Origin of the sequence: Massilia genomosp. 1, from assembly GCF_011682185.1 — a bacterium.
GTDB lineage: Bacteria > Pseudomonadota > Gammaproteobacteria > Burkholderiales > Burkholderiaceae_D > Telluria_A > Telluria_A rubra.
This window is the reverse complement of sequence record NZ_WHJF01000002.1, coordinates 42,889-61,595: the sequence shown is the minus strand read 5'-3', so window position 1 is coordinate 61,595 and position 18,707 is coordinate 42,889. Positions and strand designations below refer to the sequence as shown.

At 64.9% G+C, this 18,707-nt stretch carries 16 protein-coding genes; 8 read left to right on the top strand and 8 right to left on the bottom strand.

From position 1 onward, the window contains the following. Positions 1-74 precede the first annotated feature (74 nt). Entirely contained in the window at positions 75-3,833 is a 3,759-nt protein-coding gene (gene metH / locus F1735_RS00960; protein ID WP_167235253.1) for a methionine synthase, read from the top strand. A gap of 110 nt (positions 3,834-3,943) precedes the next feature. Here the strand turns inward: metH and F1735_RS00955 are convergent, their stop codons facing one another. From F1735_RS00955 to rsmB, 8 genes are all read right to left on the bottom strand, one after another. After that, entirely contained in the window at positions 3,944-5,224 is a 1,281-nt protein-coding gene (locus F1735_RS00955; protein ID WP_167235174.1) for an EAL and HDOD domain-containing protein, read from the bottom strand. Between the two features lie 70 nt (positions 5,225-5,294). Then, positions 5,295-6,068, bottom strand: coding sequence for a class II glutamine amidotransferase (locus tag F1735_RS00950; RefSeq protein ID WP_167235173.1), 774 nt, complete (start codon positions 6,066-6,068; stop codon positions 5,295-5,297). 146 nt (positions 6,069-6,214) lie between these two features. Continuing rightward, on the bottom strand, positions 6,215-6,472 hold the full coding sequence (locus tag F1735_RS00945) for a BTH_I0359 family protein (protein ID WP_167235172.1): 258 nt from the start codon (positions 6,470-6,472) through the stop codon (positions 6,215-6,217). Between the two features lie 70 nt (positions 6,473-6,542). Next, positions 6,543-6,926 carry a GTPase gene (locus tag F1735_RS00940; RefSeq protein WP_167235171.1) on the bottom strand — a complete coding sequence of 128 codons (384 nt, stop codon included), beginning with the start codon at positions 6,924-6,926 and terminating at the stop codon, positions 6,543-6,545. After that, positions 6,923-7,642: a response regulator gene (locus F1735_RS00935; protein WP_166870248.1), complete on the bottom strand. Its 720-nt coding sequence runs from the start codon at positions 7,640-7,642 to the stop codon at positions 6,923-6,925. The genes F1735_RS00940 and F1735_RS00935 overlap by 4 nt, the downstream gene beginning before the upstream one ends. A gap of 71 nt (positions 7,643-7,713) precedes the next feature. Continuing rightward, complete coding sequence (locus F1735_RS00930; protein ID WP_167235170.1) at positions 7,714-10,011, bottom strand: sensor histidine kinase; 2,298 nt, start codon at positions 10,009-10,011, stop codon at positions 7,714-7,716. Positions 10,012-10,033: 22 nt separating this feature from the next. Next, on the bottom strand, positions 10,034-10,609 hold the full coding sequence (locus F1735_RS00925) for a DUF4390 domain-containing protein (RefSeq protein ID WP_373888446.1): 576 nt from the start codon (positions 10,607-10,609) through the stop codon (positions 10,034-10,036). A 43-nt stretch (positions 10,610-10,652) separates the two neighbouring features. Next, entirely contained in the window at positions 10,653-12,074 is a 1,422-nt protein-coding gene (gene rsmB, locus F1735_RS00920; RefSeq protein WP_167235169.1) for a 16S rRNA (cytosine(967)-C(5))-methyltransferase RsmB, read from the bottom strand. 431 nt (positions 12,075-12,505) lie between these two features. Here rsmB and argS point away from each other — a divergent pair, with 431 nt between their 5' ends. The 7 genes from argS to F1735_RS00885 are packed head-to-tail and all read left to right on the top strand — an operon-like array spanning position 12,506 to position 18,703. After that, positions 12,506-14,218, top strand: a complete 1,713-nt coding sequence (argS, locus tag F1735_RS00915; protein ID WP_167235168.1) for an arginine--tRNA ligase — start codon at positions 12,506-12,508, stop codon at positions 14,216-14,218. A 24-nt stretch (positions 14,219-14,242) separates the two neighbouring features. Beyond that, a complete protein-coding gene (locus F1735_RS00910) occupies positions 14,243-14,929 on the top strand; it encodes an SPOR domain-containing protein (protein ID WP_167235167.1) in 687 nt (228 codons plus the stop codon). 15 nt (positions 14,930-14,944) lie between these two features. Next, complete coding sequence (locus F1735_RS00905) at positions 14,945-15,613, top strand: thiol:disulfide interchange protein DsbA/DsbL (protein ID WP_167235166.1); 669 nt, start codon at positions 14,945-14,947, stop codon at positions 15,611-15,613. A gap of 19 nt (positions 15,614-15,632) precedes the next feature. Beyond that, entirely contained in the window at positions 15,633-16,415 is a 783-nt protein-coding gene (locus F1735_RS00900; RefSeq protein WP_167235165.1) for an SDR family oxidoreductase, read from the top strand. Continuing rightward, positions 16,412-17,200, top strand: a complete 789-nt coding sequence (locus tag F1735_RS00895) for a biotin--[acetyl-CoA-carboxylase] ligase (RefSeq protein WP_167235164.1) — start codon at positions 16,412-16,414, stop codon at positions 17,198-17,200. The genes F1735_RS00900 and F1735_RS00895 overlap by 4 nt, the downstream gene beginning before the upstream one ends. A 1-nt stretch (position 17,201) precedes the next feature. After that, complete coding sequence (locus F1735_RS00890; protein ID WP_167235163.1) at positions 17,202-17,954, top strand: type III pantothenate kinase; 753 nt, start codon at positions 17,202-17,204, stop codon at positions 17,952-17,954. Beyond that, positions 17,951-18,703: an SPOR domain-containing protein gene (locus tag F1735_RS00885; protein ID WP_167235162.1), complete on the top strand. Its 753-nt coding sequence runs from the start codon at positions 17,951-17,953 to the stop codon at positions 18,701-18,703. Before F1735_RS00890 ends, F1735_RS00885 begins: the two co-directional genes overlap by 4 nt. The last annotated feature ends 4 nt before the right edge of the window (positions 18,704-18,707 follow it).

Here is an 18,707-nt window from a genome sequence, read left to right as displayed (position 1 = left end):
GTATAATTTTAGACCCGGTCCACACCGGTTCCGACCCGCCCATTGAAAGCACAATCATGACTACCCATCCCGCCATGTCCACGACTGAAACCCGGCTGCGCGACATCCTGTCGCGCCGGATCATGATCCTCGATGGCGCGATGGGCACCATCATCCAGCAGTACAAACTGGACGAAGCAGCCTACCGCGGCGGCCCGGACGGCAGGTTTGCCGGTTTTGCGGCCCCGGCCGGCAGCGGTGCGCGCGAGCTTTTCGTCAAGGGCAACAATGAATTGCTGACCCTGACCCAGCCGCACATCATCGGCGAGATCCACGAGCGCTACCTCGCCGCCGGCGCCGACCTGATCGAAACGAACACCTTCGGCGCCACCACCATCGCCCAGGACGACTATCACATGGGCCACCTGGCGCGCGAGATGAACGTGGCCGCCGCCAGGCTGGCGCGCGCCGCCTGCGACAAGTACAGCACCCCGGACAAGCCGCGCTTCGTGGCCGGCGCGCTCGGGCCGACCCCGAAAACGGCCTCGATCTCGCCCGACGTGAACGACCCGGCCGCGCGCAACGTCACCTTCGACCAATTGGTCGCCGCCTACCACCAACAGGTGGGCGGCCTGGTCGAAGGCGGCTCGGACGTGCTGCTGGTCGAAACCATCTTCGACACCCTCAACTGCAAGGCGGCGCTGTTTGCGATCGACCTGTATTTCGACGAGAATCCGGCCATCGAACGGCTGCCGATCATGATTTCCGGGACCGTCACCGACGCCTCGGGACGGATTTTGTCGGGCCAGACTGTGCCCGCCTTCTGGAACTCGGTGCGCCACGCCAAGCCGCTGACGATTGGCCTGAACTGCGCGCTGGGCGCGGCCCTGATGCGCCCCTACGCTGAAGAACTGTCGCAAATTGCCGACACCTTTGTCTGCATCTACCCGAACGCCGGCCTGCCCAACCCGATGAGCGACACCGGTTTCGACGAACTGCCGGCCGACACCTCGTCGCTGCTGCGCGAATTTGCCGACAGCGGCTTTATCAACATCGCCGGCGGCTGCTGCGGCACCACCCCCGACCACATCAAGGCGATCGCCGACATGCTGGCCACCACCGCGCCGCGCGCGGTCCCAAGCATCCCGGTGGCGCAGCGCCTGTCGGGCCTCGAGCCGTTCACCATCGACCAGGACTCCCTGTTCGTGAACGTCGGCGAGCGCACCAACGTGACCGGCTCCAAGGCCTTTGCGCGCATGATTCTAAATGAGCAGTACGACGAAGCGCTGTCGGTGGCGCGCCAGCAGGTGGAAAACGGCGCCCAGGTCATCGACATCAACATGGACGAGGCGATGCTCGACTCGAAGGCGGCCATGGAACGCTTCTTGAACCTGATCGCGTCCGAACCGGACATTTCGCGCGTGCCGATCATGATCGACTCGTCCAAGTGGTCGGTGATCGAAGCGGGCCTCAAATGCGTGCAGGGCAAGGCCATCGTCAATTCCATCTCGATGAAGGAAGGCGAAGAAGAATTCATCCGCCAGGCGCGCCTGTGCCGCCGCTACGGGGCCGCCGTGATCGTGATGGCCTTCGACGAACAGGGCCAGGCCGATACCTTTGCGCGCAAGACCGAGATCTGCGCGCGCGCCTACAAGGTGCTGACCGAACAGGTGGGCTTCCCGCCCGAAGACATCATCTTCGACCCGAACATCTTTGCCATCGCCACCGGCATCGAAGAACACAATAACTACGCGGTCGACTTCATCAACGCCACGCGCTGGATCAAGGACAAGCTGCCGCACGCGAAAATCTCGGGGGGCGTCTCGAACGTGTCGTTCAGCTTCCGCGGCAACGACCCGGCGCGCGAAGCGATCCACACCGTGTTCCTGTACCACGCCATCAAGGCCGGCATGACCATGGGGATCGTCAACGCCGGCATGATGGGCGTGTACGACGACATCGCGCCCGAATTGCGCGAGCGGGTCGAAGACGTGGTGCTGAACCGCCGGATTGATTCCACCGAGCGCATGATCGAGATCGCCGGCACCCTGAAGGCCGGCGACAAGCAGGATGTGCAGACCCTGGCCTGGCGCGAAGGCACGGTGCAGCAGCGCCTCTCGCACGCGCTGGTACACGGCATCACCCAGTGGATCGTGGAAGACACCGAAGAAGCGCGCCAGGAACTGCTGCACAACGGCGGGCGCCCGATCCACGTGATCGAAGGAGCGCTGATGGACGGCATGAACGTGGTCGGCGACCTGTTCGGACAAGGCAAGATGTTCCTGCCGCAGGTGGTGAAATCGGCGCGCGTCATGAAGCAGGCCGTGGCCCACCTGATTCCCTTCATCGAAGAAGAAAAACTGCTGGAAGAAAAACGCACCGGCATTGTCGCCAAACCGAAGGGCAAGATCGTGATCGCCACCGTCAAGGGCGACGTGCATGACATCGGCAAGAACATCGTTTCCGTGGTCCTGCAGTGTAATAACTTCGAAGTCGTGAACATGGGCGTGATGGTGCCCTGCTCCGAAATCCTGGCGCGCGCCAAGGTCGAAAACGCCGACATGATCGGCCTGTCGGGCCTGATCACGCCGTCGCTCGAAGAGATGGCCCACGTGGCCAAGGAAATGCAGCGCGACCCGCACTTCCGCATGCTGAAGATTCCGCTGCTGATCGGCGGCGCCACCACCAGCCGCGCCCACACGGCGGTCAAGATCGCCCACAACTACGACGGTCCCGTGGTGTACGTGCCGGACGCCTCGCGTTCGGTGTCGGTGGCGCAGTCGCTGCTCACGCCCGAGAGCCGCGACCAGTACATCGACGACATCGCCCAGGATTATGTGCGCATCCGCGAGCAGCACGCCAACAAGAAAGCGCTGCCGATTTTGTCGCTGGCGGCCGCGCGCGCCAACAAGATGGCGCTGGCGTTCGAGCCGGTGCGGCCCAAATTCATCGGCCGCCGCGAATTCAAGAACGTCGACCTGGGTACCCTGGCCAGGTATATCGACTGGGGTCCGTTCTTCCAGACCTGGGACCTGGCCGGTCCCTTCCCCGCGATCCTGAGCGACGAGGTGGTCGGCGAAGCGGCCTCGAAGGTATTCGAAGAAGGCCAGGCGCTGCTCAAGAAAATCATCGAGGGGCGCTGGCTGACGGCCAACGGCGTGGTGTCGCTGATGCCGGCCAACAGCGTCAATGACGACGATATCGAGGTCTATACGGACGACACGCGCGCCACGGTGGCGTTCACGTATTACGGTTTGCGCCAGCAGGGCGTGAAACCGCTGGTCGATGGCGTGCAGCGCCCGAACCAGTGCCTGGCCGATTTTATCGCGCCAAAAGCGTCGGGCATCAAGGATTATATCGGCATGTTTGCGGTGACCAGCGGGCTGGGAATCGAAAAATACGAAAAGCGGTTTGAAGATGCGCACGACGATTATTCGTCGATCATGCTCAAGTCGCTGGCGGACCGCTTGGCCGAAGCGTTCGCCGAATACATGCACGAGCGCGTGCGCACCGACTTGTGGGGGTATGCGGCGGGCGAGAACCTGACGAATGAAGAGATGATCGGCGAGCGCTATGCGGGGATTCGCCCGGCCCCCGGTTATCCGGCCTGCCCGGAGCATACGGTGAAAGCCGCGATGTTCAAGGTGCTGCAGGCGCAGGAGATCGGCATGGAATTGACCGAGTCGTTCGCCATGTTCCCGGGCGCGGCGGTATCGGGTTTCTATTTCGCGCACCCGGAAGCGAAGTATTTCGTGGTCGGGAAGATCGGCGAAGACCAGTTGAACGACATGGCCAAACGGCGTGGCGTGCCGAAAGAAGACCTGGAACGCTGGCTGGCGCCGAATTTGTCGTAGCAGCGCGTCGCTGCTGCGACGCAGGCAGGCAACACACCTTGCCATCGTTGCGGCAATCGCCGCGTCGTTCCCGCGCAGGCGGGAACGACGCGGCGCCCGGCGAATCGTGCTCAGATCGCGTAACGCACCACCTTGTCGCTCCACTCGAAGGCAGCCACTTCCAGTTCGATCAGTTCTTCGCTGGAAATCGCCAGTTCGCGCAGCGCGGGCAGCACCTGCTCATCCGACTCTTCCATGCGCTCGATGCACTCGGCCAGGTGCAACAGGTCGCCGAAAAAGCCGCGGCGCCCCAGCAGCGCGTGTACTACCTCGTCGATGACGGGAATCTGCTCGACGATGACCGTCATCGGCATCCCGAACAAGGCATCCATCAGCGACATGATGCCGACGGTGAAGGCGATCTCGGCCACGTTGCGCTGGCCGGGACGCAGGCGCTGCGCCAGCAATTCGAGCAGGCGCCCGCGCGTGGTGGCAAGCAACAACAGCGGCGTCATGCTGTTGCCGCCGCGCGAAGGCTCGGCGTACAGCATGATCTGCAGCCAGCGCTGCAACTGGCGGCGGCCGAGAATGGTCACCGCCTGGCTGATCGAATCGATGCGGTGGCGCATGCCGATGGCGGGCGTGTTGACCAGGCGCAGCAGGTTGAGCGCCAGGGTCACGTCGCGCTTGACCGCCCGTTCGATCTCGATATTGTCGGCGTCCGAAGTCACCAGGCCCATCAATTCGAGCAGCGCCAGCTGGGATGGCGACAGCTTGCGCCCGCTGATCACGGCCGGCCGGGCAAAATAGTAGCCCTGGAAATAGTCGAACCCCAGGCCGAGGCAGAGCTCGAATTCCTCGCGCGATTCGACCTTTTCGGCGATCAGCTTCTTTTTTTCGCGCTTGAAACGGGGCGCGGCTGCAGTCAAGCCGGACAGCGGCATGGTGCGCACGTCGAGCTTGACGTATTCGACCATTGGCAACAGCTGTTGCACTTCGGGCGCATCGAGGCGTACATCGTCGAGCGCAAAGCGAAAGCCGTGTGCGCTCAGGTCGGCAATACGGTCGAGCAGCGCCTGCTTGACCACCATGCTCTCGACGATTTCCAGCACTACCCGCTCGCGCGGAAGGAACACGAAAATGTCGCTCATCAGCACTTCAGCGTCGACATTCAGGAAACCGAGCGCATCGCCGATGACTTTTTCCAGGCCCAGCTGGGCGGTGTGGGCAATCACGGTGGCGGTGGCGACGACATCGTTGTCGATCTCGGCCGATTCGCCTGCCGCGTTGCGGAAAAGCATTTCGTAACCGTACAAACCTTGTTGTCGGTCGAGGATCGGCTGGCGCCCCAGGTAGAAATCACGCACGGGCATCTGTTGCGCCATGAGGTCGGATTCGGCGTCGTGGCTCATCTGTCCTGTAAATATCAATAATAACAGCCGGTAATGTAACCTAATTAATACCAGTGCGTGGAGGAAATACTTATCGCTCCTGTATTGACATTCCATCCACAAACACTTTGAATTCGCCGGGCGCGAAGGCGGTCCACTGTTCGTTGGTGGTGAGCGGTTCGGTAACGATGATGGCTACCCGATCTTCCGGGGTCGTGACTTGAGAAAAATCAACACTGACATCTTCATCGGACAGGCTGGCGGTTACAAAAGGATGCTGGCGCACCACATAATGCAGCTTGGTGGAGCAATGCACGAACAGGGCCGAACCGTCCGACAGCATCAGGTTGAAAGTGCCGTGCAGGGCCACCGCGGCCACCAGTTCCTGCAATGCCGCGCGCAGCACGGGCAGCGCGGGGGCGCTGTCGCCGAAGCGGCTGCGCAATTCCTGGAGCAGGAAGCAAAAGGCTTTTTCGCTGTCGGTGCTGCCGACCGGACGGTAGGGGCCGTTCAGGGTCGGTGCGAACTCCTTCAGGTCGCCATTGTGGGCGAACACCCAGTAGCGGCCCCACAGTTCGCGCACGAAAGGATGGCAGTTTTCCAGCGCAACATGGCCCTGGGTCGCCTTGCGGATGTGCGCAATGACATTTTTGGACTGGATGGGATAGCGCTTGATCAGTTCGGCCACAGGCGATTCCACCGCCGCCTGGTGGTCGACGAAATGGCGCACGCCGGCGCCCTCGAAGAAGGCGATGCCCCAGCCATCGTGGTGGGTATCGGTGCGGCCGCCGCGCATGGCGAAGCCGGTAAAGCTAAAAACAATGTCCGTAGGGACATTGCAGTTCATTCCGAGGAGTTGGCACATGGCGCAAGAATACCATGTTCGGACGGCAATTCGGGACGACTGCCGCCGTGGGCGGCGACCTGGCTTGCCGCTTCCTGTCCGCCAGCGGCAGACAGGACGGTGAAACGATGCCGGCTCTGTTCCAGAGCCTGCAAACACAAGTGCAATTAGTGCAACAACACAGCTTGGCTCATCAGCGAGTCATACGAGCCCAGGAAGTCATCGATCTCTTCCATGGTCGGTTCGCTGGCGATCAGGTTGTTGACGTCGCGCCTGAACGATTGCGCAAGTTTGCCGCCGATAAATGCTTCGCGACGACCCGATTTGTCGACGATTTCATAGCCGCCGAAGCGCAAGGCTTCGAGATTGTGATCGACGCCGAATTCGACCACACTGTACTGTTCACTGTTGTAGATCATGTTCATGATTGCTCCTTCACTCGATCAGACGTTCCACTGTGCTCAACAAGGCAGGTGGGGCTATGCGGACCGATTTTCAAGTGCGCAGGTCCGCTGTCAGTTCCAACAGCTGATCGTATGGCGGCTCTTGCAGCCACGATCGCAACTGATCAAGGTGGTCCGTGGCGGCCAGCCCGATGAACAGCAGCTCGGGGCGCAGACGCAGGATCCGGTTTAATGTTACACGCAAAACGAGATTGCCGGTGCAGCAAAGGCAGCCGGGCGCGATGCGGTACACATGCAGGGAGTCGGAAGGAGAGAGCAAGGTTTGGCCGGATGGCAAGCCTTCGAGCACGACGGCGACCAGCCCGCGCGGCGGGCCGGCGTGCGCCAGGCGCGCCGCGACGGCCGCCTCGCGCTGCGCCGCCGGGCCGCCCGTGACCAGGGTCAGGGCGGTCCGGCGCGCAAGGGGTGTACTCATCCGTTCTTTTTAGCCAGCTTGCCCGGCTCGACGCCGAGTTGCTTGAGCTTGCGGTACAGGTGAGTGCGTTCCAGCCCGGTTTTTTCGGCCACGCGGGTCATGCTGCCTCCCTCGCGCCCCAGATGATGCTCGAAGTACATGCGCTCGAAGGCGTCGCGCGCCTCGCGCAGCGGCAGGTCGAAACTGAGGTTGAAACCGTGCCCTTCCCCGTTCGGCATGCCGCCCATGCGCGGCGCGATGGCCGATTGCGGGGTTTGCGCCGAAAACATGGCCGAGGCCGTCATCGGGCTTTCCTCGGGCTGGGGCGCGAGCATCGGACGCGGCGCGATCACCGGCGCGCGCACCACTTCCTGGGCCCGTGTCAGGCCCTGCTGCACCGCCTTGAGCAGTTTTTGCAGCGCGATCGGCTTCTCGAGGAAGTTAAGCGCGCCGATCCGGGTTGCCTCGACCGCCGTATCGATGGTCGCGTGACCGGACATCATGATGACCGGCATGGTCAGCAAGCCGTCGCGCTGCCACTCCTTGAGCAGGGTGACGCCATCGGTGTCCGGCATCCAGATATCGAGCAGCACCAGGTCCGGTGCCCCCGCCGCGCGCGCATCGCGCGCCTGCTGCGCGTTTTCAGCGAGCGTGATTGCATGGCCTTCGTCGCCCAAGATTTCCGAGAGTAACTCCCGGATACCCATTTCATCATCAACTACGAGAATGTTTGCCATGTGTTTGCCTTCCTCTTTTTTCCCGCTCCAATGGCATGCAGCGCATACCGCTCACAGCCGCGATTTTATTCTTAGTTCAACGCTTGTGCCACAACGCTGGCCGGTGCTAACTTTAACAGTAAAATCAACACTGACGCGCCAGTTCCGTCACTCCGGTTCTGTATCTCGATCTTGCCGCCGTGTTCATCGATGATTTTCTTCACCATCGGCAGTCCCAGGCCGGTTCCGCGCACCTTCGAGGTCACATACGGCTCGAATGCGCGCGACAGGATTTTAGGGGCGAATCCCGGCCCGTTATCGACAATCGACAAGCGCACCGCAGTGCCGGCCCCGTTCGCGCCGTGGTAATGAATCGCCTCGGTGGTGATATCGATGCGCGCCGCCGGTGCATCGGGGCCGCGCTCGCTCATCGCATCCTGGGCGTTTTGCAGCAGGTTATGGATCACCTGGCGCAATTGGGTCGCATCGCCCATCACCGATGGCAGCTTGTCGGCCAGCTCGGCATGAATAATATCGCTTTCATCGCCGGATAGGTATAAATGCAAGATTTCGCCCACCAGCGCGTTCAGGTCGAGCTTGTCGAGCACGGCCGGCGGCGCCTTGGCATAGTCGCGGAAATCGTCCACCATGCGCTTCATGGCGTCGACCTGGTTGACGATGGTGGCGGTACTCTTGTTGAGCAGGTCGCGGTCGGTCCCTTGCAGGCGCGACTCGAGCTTCATCTGCATGCGCTCGGCCGAGAGCTGGATCGGCGTGAGCGGGTTTTTGATCTCGTGCGCCAGGCGCCGCGCCACTTCGCCCCAGGCCATCGAGCGCTGCGCCGAGATCACATCCGAAATATCGTCGAACACCACGATGTAGCCGCTGCCGGCGCCCACCGGCAGGCGCGAGCCGCGCGCCAGCAGGGTGATGTCATGGTCGTCGTTGGTGCCGAGCCGGCGCGGGATTTCGATCTCCTGCTGCCAGTGGGTGCGCTTGCGCGCCGAACCGGCCGCGCTCTGCGCGCTCTGGGTCGAAAAGGCCTTGGCGATGGCTTGCGCGAACACCTCCAGCCCGTCGATCGCGGCCAGCGCCATGCCCATGTGGCCGGCCACGTCGTGCTGCAGGATGCGCTCGACCGCCTCGTTCGAACTGACCAGTTTCGAATCGGCGTCCAGCACGATCACCCCGGCCGACATATTCTCGAGCACCGATTCGAGGTGCGCCTTGGCGCTCTGCAGGGCGGCGCGGTTGCGCTCGACCGCGCTGCGCGCCTCGAACAGCTGGCCGGTCATGGTGTTGAACGATTGCGTGAGCGTGCCCAGTTCGTCCGAGGTGGCCACGATCGGGCGCGGCGACAGGTCGCCCTCGGCCACCGCGCGCGTGCCCTCGGCCAGCACCAGCAGCGGCTGCGCCAGTTTACCGGCGATCACAAAGGCGCTGGCGATCGCCCCGAAGATCGCCAGCAGCAAGGTCAAGGTGAGCGTTTCGATATACATCTTGCGCAAGCCGGTGCGCGCCACGAAGCGCTCCTGGTACTCGCTGTAGGCGGTGCGCAGCACCTCGGCGTTGAGCGCCAGCTTGACCGGCACCGCCTGGATCAGCTGCAAAAAGCGCGGCGACGCCCCGGGCGGCTCGGGAATGGCCAGCACCACGCGCAGGCGCAGGCTGGTGGCGCCATCGAGCGCGCCCGGCACGCCCCCGTGGTTGCCGCTGGCATCCTTGAAGTCGCGCTCCACCCCGCCCTCGGCCACCGAATACCCGCCCGGCATCACCGCCTGCAACAGCATGGCCGGCGTCGGCAGGTCGGCCTTCAGGTCGACCCGCGGGGCGGCCGCGCTGGTGATCGATTTGCCGTCCTGGCCGATGATGACCGCGCTCAGCATCCCCTCCTGCTCCCGCACCAGGCGCGTGAGGATATCGTGCGACGCGACTTCTTCCTGGCCGGCGATGGTGGCCGCGCTGATCTCGCCGATGGCCCCCAGTTCGCTGCGCGCCTGGTCGAGCGCGGCCACGCCCAGGCTCACGCCCGATTCGAGCGCCGCCTCGATCTTTACGTTGAACCACGACTCGATCGAGTTCGACACGAACTGCACCGACACCAGGAAGATGACCAGCCCCGGCAAGATGCCGATGCCGGCGAACAGCACCACCAGGCGCGTCATCAGGCGCGAGCCGAACTTGCCGCTCTTGTAGCGCACATACAGGCGCGCCAGCGCCACCACCACGAACACCAGCAGCGCGCCGGCCACGGCCGCGTTCAGGCCGAGCAGCCAGGTATAGTAACGGTCGAAAAAGCCCGAATTGTCGGAGGCGGAGGCGAGCAGGAACAGCAGGATGCTGACGACGGCGGCGCCGACCATCACGGCATAGCGCAAGACCTGTTTCACGCTGGTTCCAGTTCCACGTTGCTCATTCCGCCGTGTAGGGGAAGGTCTTGTTCTTGGAAGCGAGGCGCCAGTCGGAATTATTGAGCGCGTTGACCTGCATCGGCTTGGGCAGCAATTCCCGGTCCATGAACATGCGCACGGTGACGTTGTAAGTCTCGCCGCGCTTGAGCGCCGCTTTCGGCGCGATCACCCAACGGCTGGGCCGGCGGATCAGCACCATCGCGTCTTCCAGGGTCGGGAAGCTCTGCGCCATGCTGCCCAGCACCGACACATGGTACTGGCGCGTGAGCACGTTGTACCAGATGCGGATGGTCTGGCGCGCCGAGACAGCCTTGTCGTCGTACCAGTACCAGCGCGGGCGGGTCAGTTCGATTTCGGTGGTGAAGTACAGCTGCACGCCATGCTTGATGGCGTCTTCCAGGCCCTCGTTGAGCTCGAACGCATAGCTGGCCGCGAGGCGGTAGCCCTCGTCGGTCGCCTCGATGTGGGCATGCGTGATATCGACCACTTCCGCCGCCCGTGCCGGCCCGAACGCGCATGCGGACGCGAACATCAGCAGCAGCTGGCAGGCCAGGAGTCGGAAAAATCGTAATGTCACAGGAGGGACAGAGCCTTAAAAGTTCGCATAGTCGAAGGACCCGTTACGTCGCGTTTTTTTGAAACAGGGCGTAGAACAAACCGTCATGATCCTGCACGGCGGTACCGGTCGGAAGCAACTGTCCCGGCGCGGCGAGGCGGGTCGCGTTGTGGCGCACCGCGAATGCGGCGGCCTGCGCCTCCGATTCCTGGGGCCAGAGCGAACATGTCACGAACAGCAATTTACCATTCGGGCGCAGCATCTGCCAAAGGTTGTCGAGAATTTTGGCCGAAAGTGTTGCAAGTTGGAGTGCATCGCCCTTGCGCCGCAACCAGCGGATGTCCGGGTGGCGCCGTACGATGCCAGAGGCCGTGCAGGGCACGTCGGCCAGGATGCGGTCGAACTGCTGGCCGTCCCACCAGACGCTGGTCTGGGCTTCGAAAGCCTTGAGCGTGGCCGACAAACCGAGGCGTTCCAGGTTCTCGCCCACGCGCTCGAGGCGCTTGGGGTCCGAATCGAGCGCGGTCAGGTCCAGCTGCGCCAGTTCCAGCAGGTGGCACGTCTTGCCGCCTGGCGCGGCGCAGGCGTCGAGCACGCGCATGCCGTCGCGCACATCGAGCAGCGGCGCGGCCAGCTGGGCGCCGGCGTCCTGCACCGAGGCCAGGCCCTCCTCGAAACCGGGAATCAAGGCCACGCCCAGCGCTTTTTCGAGGCGCACGGCCGACGGGCCGATGCGCGTGGCGGCCATGCCGGCGTCGGCCAGCAACTGTATATAGGCCTCGACCGTGGTCTTGCGCTGGTTCACGCGTAAGGTCAACGGCGGCTGGGCGTTGCCGGCCGCCAGGATCGCTTGCCAGTTGCCCGGATAAGCCGCCTTGGCGGCGTCGATCCACCACTGCGGATAATTGAACTGCGCGACCGGCTGCGTCAAGGCGCTCTTGAGCAGCTCCTCGCGTTCGCGCAGGAAGCGGCGCAGCACGGCATTGACCATGCCCTTGGCGTGCGCCATGTCCGGATGCGAACTGGCCACGGTGACGGCCTGGTCGACGACGGTAAACACTTCGTAGGGCGGCTCGGCGCCGTCGGGCGTATCGATCAGGGTCAGGGCGCAGCACAGCAGGCTGGCCAGCATCGGCGGCTCGGGGGCCTTCGAGGTCATCAGGCCGAGCAGGGTTTCGCTGCGGCCGAGCTGGCGCATGGTGCGGTAGGCGATATCCTGGATCGCCCCGCGCGCCTGGGGCGCGGCGGCGGTCACGCCGAAGGCGGTCAAGAGCGCCTGCGGCAAGGCGGCGCCGGCGCGCACCTGGGCCACGGCATTGGCCGCGCCGAGCAGGCACAGCGCGAGCGAATCGGGTTTCAGGTCGGGGCGGTAGCCGGGCTGGAGCACCGGTTTGACCTCGTAACTCGCGCGCATGCGCGGCGCGGCCGGCTTGGCGTTTTTGGCGGCGGCGGGTTTGATGGAGAGCGTCGGGCGCTTGTTCGTCATGGTCGGGGTCAGCTCAGCTACTTAATAAAGGCGCAATTGTACCGGTTTAGGTCCCGCACAGGCTTAAACGATCCTTTATGACAACACATTCTTCCAACGCCCAACGCCCACCCTCCCAAAATCCTACAACCGGGGTCAGAGCTCTAATTCGAAATTTATTTCCACAAAACAATATTCGTATGAACGCATGATGGATCCACGGGCGACGCACTGTTGCGCCCGGCCTTCAAGCGCATTCATCGCGGCCAAACCGCTTGCTTGTCGTAATTTAGTTGCAAGTTAAAGCTCTGACCCCGGTTGGGAGCTTGTTGGCGGGGGTGGCGTTGTCGGTGGCTTGCGAGGGCGGACTCAGAGGGGCGGCAAACCAGTATAATTGCGCTACTATTGCCCGTGGCACTGCCACCGCTCGACTACTCTACAGATCACCGCTCATGCTCGCCTCACAAAAACAAGAAATCGCCGCCCTGTTCCAGGCCGCCCTCGCCCCCGTCCTCGATGGCACCGGCATCACGCCGTCCGTCGTCCTCGAGCGCCCGCGCGATCCGTCGCACGGCGATATCGCCTGTAATATCGCCATGCAGCTGGCCAAGCAGCTCAAGATGAACCCGCGCGAACTGGCCCAGAAAATCGTCGCTTCCCTGCTCGAGAACCCGGCCGGCAAGGCCCTGGTCGACAGCGCCGATATCGCCGGCCCCGGCTTCATCAACCTGCGCGTGGCCGCTTGCGCCAAGCAGTCGGTGGTCAAGGCCATCCTCGCCCAAGGCCAGGCCTTCGGACGCAGCGACGCCGGCGCCGGCAAGAAGGTCATCCTCGAATTCGTCTCGGCCAATCCGACCGGCCCCCTGCACGTGGGCCATGGCCGCCAGGCCGCGCTGGGCGACGCCCTCGCCGCCCTGTTCGACGCCCAGGGCTATGCGGTCACCCGCGAGTTCTATTACAACGACGCCGGCGTGCAAATCGCCACCCTGGCCAATTCGGTCCAGGCGCGCGCACGGGGCTTGAAGCCCGGCGACGCCGCATGGCCCGAGTCGGCCTACAACGGCGACTACATCGCCGATATCGCCACCGATTACCTGGCCGGCAAAACCGTCTCGGCCAGCGACGGCTTGCCCGCCACCGCCAGCGGCAATGTCGACGACCTCGATTCGATCCGCCCGTTCGCCGTCACCTATCTGCGCAACGAGCAGGATATCGACCTGCAAGCGTTCGGCGTGAAGTTCGATAACTACTACCTCGAGTCGTCCCTGTACGCCGACGGCAAGGTCGAAAAAACCGTCGAGGCGCTCGTCAAGGCCGGCAAGACCTACGAGCAGGACGGCGCGCTGTGGCTGCGCACCACCGACTACGGCGACGACAAGGACCGCGTGATGCGCAAGTCCGAAGGCGGCTTCACCTACTTCGTGCCGGACGTGGCGTACCACGTCGTCAAATGGCAGCGCGGCTTCACCCAGGCTATCAATATCCAGGGCAGCGACCACCACGGTACGATCGCGCGCGTGCGCGCCGGCCTGCAGGCGGTCGGCCTCGATATCCCGCAGGGCTATCCCGACTACGTGCTGCACAAGATGGTCACCGTCATGAAAGGCGGCGAAGTGGTCAAGATCTCCAAGCGCGCCGGTTCCTACGTGACCGTGCGCGACCTGATCGAATGGTCGGGCAATGGCGATGTCGCCAAGGGCCGCGACGCGGTGCGCTTCTTCCTCATCTCGCGCAAGGCCGATACCGAATTCGTGTTCGATGTCGATGTCGCCCTCAAGACAACCGACGAGAATCCGGTGCATTACGTCCATTACGCGCACGCCCGCATCTGCCGCGTGCTCGACAAGTTCGGAGCCGACCTGTCGTCGCTGTCCTCGGTCGACCTGGCGCCCCTGACCGCCCCCACCGAGATGGCCTTGCTGGCCAACCTGGCGGCTTATCCGGACATGCTGGCGCGCGCCCGCATCGAGCTCGGCCCGCACCAGGTAGCCTTCTACCTGCGCGAGCTGGCCGCCAACCTGCACAGCTTCTACTTCGCCGAGCGCGTGCTGATCGAGGACAATGAGCCGCTCAAGCTCGCCCGGATGGCGCTGATCGCCGCCACCCGCCAGGTGCTGCGCAACGGCCTGGCCCTGATCGGCGTGTCGGCGCCGGAAAAAATGTAACCGCTAATGCGATTGAAAGCTCCAATGACACGCGATTCCCGCCCTCGACTCAAGCTCTGGTTCAAGCACCAGCAAGGCAATACCCTCACCGGCATCGTCATCGGCCTGATCGTGGGCCTGGTGATCGCTGTCGCGGTCGCGCTGGCGATCACCAAGGGCGCCACGCCGTTTACCGATAAAACCGGCAAGGCCGGCAAGATGACGGAACCGACCGCCGGCCAGGCGGCCGATCCGAACAAGCCGCTGTACGGGAACAAGGACGCGGCGCGCGCGGCCAACAAGCAGATCACCGACAAGCCCAAGCCGGCCACTCCGGCCGAAGCCGATCCGCTCGGCGCGGCCATCGCCAACATGAAAGAGAAACCCGCCTTGGCGGCCACGCCGCCGCCCGCGCCGAAACCGGCGCCAACCCAGGTGGCCGCCGCCCCGGCCCAGAACGTGGCGCCGTCGGCCGCCGCCGAACCGGCCGAGGACAAGATCACCTACTACCTGCAGGCCGGCGCCTTCCGCGAAGTGGGCGACGCCGAGAACACGCGCGCCAAGCTGGCGCTGCTCGGCTTCGAAGCGGTCATCAGCGAGCGCGCCAACGACAGCGGCGTGCTGCACCGGGTGCGCATCGGCCCTTTCGGCCAGGTCGAGTCGATGAACAAGGCGCGCGCCAAGCTGGTCGACGCCGGCATCGACGTCGCCATCGTACGCAACCAGAAATAAGCACGGATCACACACATGCCTACTCTTTTCAAGATCATGCTCGCGCTGGCGCTGTGCGGCGCGGGCGCCAGCGCCACCGCCTCGCCCGAGCAGCCGTCCAGCGGCGTCGAATACGCCACCCTGGCCGCGACCCAGAACACCGACGCCGGCCAGAAGATCGAAGTGACCGAGTTTTTCGCCTACTACTGCCCTCACTGCGCCAGCTTCGAGCCGGTGCTGGCCGAGTGGGTCAAAAAGAACAGCGACAAGATCGTCTTCAAGCGCGTCCACCTGGGCCACACGCCAGCCGTGGTGCCGCAGCAGCGCCTGTACTACACGCTCGAATCGATGGGCATCGCGCCGCAGTACCACGCCAAGGTGTTTACCGCGATGCATGAGCAGCACCAGCGCTTCGGCAACGACGAGCAGGTGTTCGACTGGGCCGCCGGCGCCGGCATCGACCGCGCCGCCTTCACCAACGCCTACCGCTCCTTCGGCATCCAGGCCAAGCTGGGACGCGCCAACGGCATGGTGGCCGCCTACAAGGTCCAGGATTGGCCGAAGATCGCCATCGCCGGCCGCTACCTGACCTCGCCCACCCAGGCAGGCTCGGCCGTGACTGAGGCCAGCGAAGCGCAGCAGCAGCAGATGGCCCTGCAGGTGATGGATCACCTGGTCGCGAAAGCGGCCGCGGAAAAAAAATAGCCATGCCGGCGCGCGCCCCATGAACCGCGTGTTCATCACCGGCGCGTCGAGCGGGCTGGGCGCCGCGCTGGCGCGCGAATACGCCGCGCGCGGCGCCACGGTGGGCCTGGTAGCGCGCCGCCGCGACGCGCTCGACGCGCTGCGCGCGCAGTTGCCCCATCCCGAACGGCATCTCGTGTACGTGCTGGACGTGACCGACCGCGCCGCGCTGGGCGCCGCCGCCGCCGATTTCATCGCCCGCTGCAGCGGGGCCGATATCGTCATCGCCTGCGCCGGCATTTCGGTCGGCACCCTGACCGAATACGCCGAAGACATGGCGGTGTTCGACGCCATCATCGCCACCAACGTCGGCGCCACCGTGGCCACCTTCGCACCCTTCATCGCCACCATGAAAGCGCAGCACACGCCATCCCGCCTGGTCGGCATCGGCAGCGTGGCCGGGGTGCGCGGCCTGCCCGGCGCCGGCGCCTACAGCGCGTCCAAGGCGGCCCTGCGCGTGTATTGCGAGTCGCTGCGGCTCGAACTCAAGCCGCACGGCATTGGCGTGGTGACCATCGCGCCGGGCTATATCGACACTCCCATGACCAAGCATAATGCCTATCCGATGCCGTTCCTGATGACACCCGGGCGCTTTGCCGCCAAGGCCGTCAAGACCATCGCCGCCGGCGCCACCTACCGCGTCATCCCGTGGCAGATGGGCGTGGTGGCCAAGTTGCTGCGGCTGCTGCCCGACGCCCTGTACGACCTGGCCTTCGTCAACGCGCCCCACAAGGCGCGCACGGCAAGCAAGGGCGCGCCATGAACGAGACCTTCGCCATGGATGCGGGCGCGATCGCACGCCACTATGGCGCGCCCGCCAGCGCGATCGACATCGAAGTGGTCACCGAAACCGGATCGACCAACGCCGACCTGCTGGCGCGCGCCGCCGGCCTGCGCCGCCCGCTGCTGCGCGTGGCCCTGCACCAGACGGCCGGACGCGGACGCGCGGGCCGCAGCTGGCTGTCCGCGCCCGGCACGGCGCTGACGTTTTCGCTGGCCTGGCATTTTGCCGGGCCGCTGCGCGAGCTGGCCGGGCTGCCGCTGGCGGTCGGCGTGGCGCTGGCCGACGCCCTCGCCGCGCTCGATGTGCCGGTCCGGCTCAAGTGGCCCAACGACGTGCTGCGCGACGGCGCCAAGCTGGCCGGGGTGCTGATCGAAACCCAGGCCGCCCCAAGCGGCGGCGTGTGGGCGGTGATCGGCATCGGCCTCAATCTGCTCATGCCCGATGAAATCGAACAGCGCATCGGCCGCTCCGTGGCCGCCGCTCCGTGGCTGGCGCAGATGGACCGCAACGCGCTGATGGCGCAGCTCCTGGGCGCGCTGGCGGCCAACCTGGGCCAGTTCGCGCAGGGCGGCTTTGCGCCCTTTTGCGCGCGCTGGAACCGCCTGCATGCCTGGCAGGGCGTGCCGGTGCTGATCATCGACCGCAGCGTGACCCTGCACGAAGGGGTGGCGGCCGGCGTGGACGATTGGGGGCGCCTGCTGCTCGACACGGCCGCCGGCCGCATCGCCATCGTGGCCGGCGACGTGTCGCTGCGGGAGGCCTAGCATGCTGTTATTGATCGACGCCGGCAATACGCGCATCAAGTGGGCCCTGGCCGACGAGGGCGCCGCGCCGGGCCAATGGGTGGCCAGCGGCGCCGTCACCCACGCCGACATCAACCACCTGCCGGCCAACTGGCCGGCGCAAGGCGTCACGCGCGCGCTGGTGTCGAACGTGGCCGGCAGCAAGCTGCGCGACCAGTTGCAGCTGATGATGCCCAGCACCGACGTCACCTGGTTCGCATCGACTGCGCAGCTGGCCGGCCTGCGCAACGCTTACCGCGATCCTTCCCAGCTCGGCTGCGACCGCTTCGCCGCCGCGCTCGGGGCGCGCGCACTCATGCCAGGCCAGGCGCTCATCGTGGCCACCTGCGGCACCGCCACCACCATCGACGCGGTCAGCGCCGACGGCGTGTTTTTGGGCGGGATGATCTTGCCCGGCCTGGGCCTGATGGCCACCTCGCTGGCGCGCAATACCGCGCAACTGCCCCAGGTGGCGCCCGGCGCCACGCTGCCGGCCGGCTTCGCCGACAATACCGCCGACGCCATCTTGTCCGGCTGCCTGTCGGCGCAGGCCGGCGCCATCGAACGCGCCTGCGCACTGCACGGCGCGACCGCCTGCATCGTCTCGGGCGGCGCGGCGCAGTACATCGGTCCCGTGCTGCGCCTGTCGATCGGCCACCGGATCGTCGATAATATCGTCCTGATCGGCCTTCATTCCACCGTCACCTCTTCGCCACTCCAGGATAGCCCGTGTTGAAATTCATATGTTGGACCCTTCTTGCCATCAATGCCGTGCTGTTCGCGTTCGGCCAGGGCATGCTCGGCAACTTCAGGGAAAACGAGCGCGAGCCGGCCCGCATGCGCAACCAGATCGGCGCCGAAAACATCAAGCTGGTCGCCGCGCGCCCGCCGCCCCCGCCGCCGGATACCACTGCCGAGGTCGAGCCGGTCGCGCCGCCGCCAACGCCGGTGCTGGTGATGAGCAAAGCGCCGGCGCCGGCAATGCCAAAGCCGGAACCGAAGCCGGAACCCAAGCCGGAGCTGGTCGCCTGCACCCTGGTGGGAAACTTTGCGCCGCCGGATGCGCGCCGCTTCGAAGCCATGCTGGCGCCGCTGGCGCTGGGCCAGCGCCAGACGCGCGAGAACGTCGGCGTGCCCGAAGTGACCAGCCATATCGTGTTCATTCCTTCGCCAGGCAGCAAGGAAGCGGCCGACCGCAAGGCGGCCGAACTGAAGGAACTCGGGATCACCAGTTATTTCATCATGAACGACAACAGCCCGATGAAATACGCGATTTCGCTCGGTGTGTTCAAGTCGGAGACCTCGGCCCAGACCTTGCTGGCGACCTTGACCAAGCAGGGCGTGGTCGGCGCCAAGGTGGCCGGGCGCACCAGCCAGGCAAGCAAAATGGCGTACCGCTTGCGCGCGCTGGAACCGGCGGCCAAGGCCAAGGTCGATGCGCTGCTGGCGCGTTTTCCGGACCAGCAGGCGCGCAGCTGCAAATAGATAG

Bases quoted from the DNA above. Each gene is read 5' to 3' on its own strand.
- F1735_RS00945 (WP_167235172.1), bottom strand. From the start codon at position 6,472: ATGAACATGATCTACAACAGTGAACAGTACAGTGTGGTCGAATTCGGC.
- F1735_RS00895 (WP_167235164.1), top strand. From the start codon at position 16,412: ATGAACGAGACCTTCGCCATGGATGCGGGCGCGATCGCACGCCACTAT.
- F1735_RS00910 (WP_167235167.1), top strand. From the start codon at position 14,243: ATGACACGCGATTCCCGCCCTCGACTCAAGCTCTGGTTCAAGCACCAG.
- F1735_RS00890 (WP_167235163.1), top strand. From the start codon at position 17,202: ATGCTGTTATTGATCGACGCCGGCAATACGCGCATCAAGTGGGCCCTG.
- argS (WP_167235168.1), top strand. From the start codon at position 12,506: ATGCTCGCCTCACAAAAACAAGAAATCGCCGCCCTGTTCCAGGCCGCC.
- rsmB (WP_167235169.1), bottom strand. From the start codon at position 12,074: ATGACGAACAAGCGCCCGACGCTCTCCATCAAACCCGCCGCCGCCAAA.
- F1735_RS00940 (WP_167235171.1), bottom strand. From the start codon at position 6,926: ATGAGTACACCCCTTGCGCGCCGGACCGCCCTGACCCTGGTCACGGGC.
- F1735_RS00905 (WP_167235166.1), top strand. From the start codon at position 14,945: ATGCCTACTCTTTTCAAGATCATGCTCGCGCTGGCGCTGTGCGGCGCG.
- metH (WP_167235253.1), top strand. From the start codon at position 75: ATGTCCACGACTGAAACCCGGCTGCGCGACATCCTGTCGCGCCGGATC.
- F1735_RS00935 (WP_166870248.1), bottom strand. From the start codon at position 7,642: ATGGCAAACATTCTCGTAGTTGATGATGAAATGGGTATCCGGGAGTTA.
- F1735_RS00900 (WP_167235165.1), top strand. From the start codon at position 15,633: ATGAACCGCGTGTTCATCACCGGCGCGTCGAGCGGGCTGGGCGCCGCG.
- F1735_RS00950 (WP_167235173.1), bottom strand. From the start codon at position 6,068: ATGTGCCAACTCCTCGGAATGAACTGCAATGTCCCTACGGACATTGTT.
- F1735_RS00955 (WP_167235174.1), bottom strand. From the start codon at position 5,224: ATGAGCCACGACGCCGAATCCGACCTCATGGCGCAACAGATGCCCGTG.